The following is a 2,217-nucleotide window of genomic DNA, read 5'->3' as shown; positions in this document are numbered from 1 at the left end:
TTTCCTGAAGGCGATGTGGGATACCACCTTCCTCGAAGCAGTCGGGGATGTAGTACTCAGCTTTTCTGACTCAAATGATATCCTAGATATCCAAGATGTCAGAATTTGTCCGGGTTAAAAGTATCAGTAAGCTACCAGACAGCTTGGAGATGGTGGAAGGCAGGTAAGTTGCCTCATCCAGCATTCCAAACTGAAAGTGGCTCAGTGATCGTTGAGTACTTCCCTCAACAGAAAACCCAGCCATCAAACACCAAACGAGTTGCTATCTATGGGCGAGTCTCCTCTACTGAGCATAAGTCAGACGTTGAGCTTCAAGTTGAACGTCTTCAACAGTATGCGATCGCTAAAGGTTACACGATTGTCAAAATTATCAAAGAAGTAGGAAGTGGACTCAACGATAATCGTAAACAATTAGCCACTCTTCTGAATTCTGACGGCTACGACACTTTACTAGTAGAGCATAAAGACAGCCTGGGTAGATTCGGCATCAATTACTTGGAAATTCTGCTGTCTCGTTGGCGTTGCTGAATTAAGGAATGAATGCGCGATCATCTAGTTTTATTAAAGCCCCCTAAATCCCCCAATTCTGGGGGACTTTGAGAGTTTTTCCCCCCAGAATTGGGGGGCTAGGGGGGCGAAACCATACTGAGAATCAGCAACGCCGTCTCGTTTAGGTATTCAGTTAGAAATTGTCAACCAAGTTGATAACAGGAAAGACGAGTTGATGCAGGATTTTATTGCTATTGTCAAGTCATTCTCTCCTAGGTTGTACAGCCAAGATCATGCTAAGAAAAAGATCGAAAAAATTATTGCTGAACTCCAAGCTGATGGCGGCGACGACTACCAGTTAGAACCAAACCAATAACACCTAGGGAAAACACAGACATCGTAGCTGGCTCTGGTACATCAACAGGGGGCTTGTCTCCGGGCTCACCAGCCACTAATTTAACCTGATACGCTAGTCGAGATTGTGTGGGCCGATTCTCTTCTGACCAGGTCATAGTTGATTGACCAGTGAGGCTGAAAGCACCTAAAACGTTACTGATGTGTAAATACTGTGCATCAAAAAAACCGCAATCATTAGGATTACTACAAACATTGGATGCGTCAGGAAGACTAGCAGACATCGCACTATCGGTTAACATCAAGTTGCTCAGTACAATGCTGCTGTTATCCTTACGAGCACTAGTCCGTAGAAACAAATCTGAGAAGTTATCCTCTGTAACTGTAGACGAAAGAACCACGTCACCAACGGTATAGGTAAGTTGAGAAATACCATCGAACTCCAGTAAGAAATCAACGGCTTCACCACTGACCCAATTAAATTCTTTCTGATCTAAGTTAGTAAAACCACCACTAGCGTTAACCTTGTGGATATCTAGCTCGAAGGTGTTTCCTCCTATTGTTCCAGATCCAAAACGACTCTCGGCAGACAGGGAGATCTCGGGAGCTAGGTTCTGGAACTCTGTTTCACTCAGATCACCAACAATCGTAAACGCACTGGCTCCAAAGGGAGTAAAAGCTAGTCCTAGTGCTGACACTCCCAAACTTAATAGTAAATTACGAGTCATCATTATTTCTCTTGCTTGCCGCCTCTATGGGGTATTAGTTGTTATTACAACTAACAACTGATCACAGTATCCAGGCTGAGTGTTTGCGATCGCGTAGCGGCTCTGTTCGCGTAGCGTGGCCTTTGGCCTTAAGAGCATCCCGTTTGCTTTCTATCGCGTAGCGTGACATGCACGGGCAAAGCCCAACGCTGTGCGAACGGTCAATCCCACAGCTGCTCCGTTGAAGCATCCGATTCAGCAACTATAGCGCTAATTAAAGATTAAGCGGCTATTAACTATAGCGCTAGTTTATATAACTTCAGTCCAATTAATTCACTATCGAAAATTTCAACAATTTTGGATAGTGATAGGATGCTCCTAATCAGCCGCTTTGGATCAGCATTCCCTGTAGCCCTAGTTAATCTGAATTAACAAAACTTTACATCAATAGCTGTCACCTATAGGTGTATAATAACTGAAATTATTCTTTCCACAAAGAATAATAGTCTCAAGCCATTATCAATCAAACTGATCAGCTGTTAAGCACCTAAACAAAATTAATTACATATTCTTCCCCAAAATTGTCAAGCACTTTTTTGAGATATTCAAGAAAGCTTTTCCAGTTTTCGTAAGCATCAATTTCAATCCACTCATACTTAATAAATTT

The 2,217-nt window shown here is 42.8% G+C and carries 3 protein-coding genes and 1 pseudogene; 1 reads left to right on the top strand and 3 read right to left on the bottom strand.

What is annotated here, in order from left to right:
• Nucleotides 1–105 precede the first annotated feature (105 nt).
• Entirely contained in the window at nt 106–528 is a 423-nt protein-coding gene (locus F6K46_RS39360) for an IS607 family transposase (RefSeq protein ID WP_293068835.1), read from the top strand.
• Between the two features lie 278 nt (nt 529–806).
• Here the strand turns inward: F6K46_RS39360 and F6K46_RS39355 are convergent, their stop codons facing one another.
• The 3 genes and pseudogenes from F6K46_RS39355 to F6K46_RS39345 all read right to left on the bottom strand — a co-directional run.
• Nucleotides 807–1,574: a PEP-CTERM sorting domain-containing protein gene (locus tag F6K46_RS39355; protein ID WP_293068838.1), complete on the bottom strand. Its 768-nt coding sequence runs from the start codon at nt 1,572–1,574 to the stop codon at nt 807–809.
• A 58-nt stretch (nt 1,575–1,632) separates the two neighbouring features.
• The gene (locus F6K46_RS39350; RefSeq protein ID WP_293068840.1) at nt 1,633–1,800 is read right to left on the bottom strand and encodes a hypothetical protein; all 168 of its coding nucleotides are present in this window, start codon (nt 1,798–1,800) and stop codon (nt 1,633–1,635) included.
• A gap of 297 nt (nt 1,801–2,097) precedes the next feature.
• Nucleotides 2,098–2,217, bottom strand: a pseudogene (locus F6K46_RS39345) (IS630 family transposase); the annotation flags it as partial.

Source organism: Moorena sp. SIO3E8 (assembly GCF_010692445.1).
In the GTDB taxonomy this organism is placed as follows: domain Bacteria; phylum Cyanobacteriota; class Cyanobacteriia; order Cyanobacteriales; family Coleofasciculaceae; genus Moorena; species Moorena bouillonii.
The sequence above is the reverse complement of the archived record's forward strand: the minus strand, read 5'-3'. Positions and strand labels throughout refer to the sequence as shown.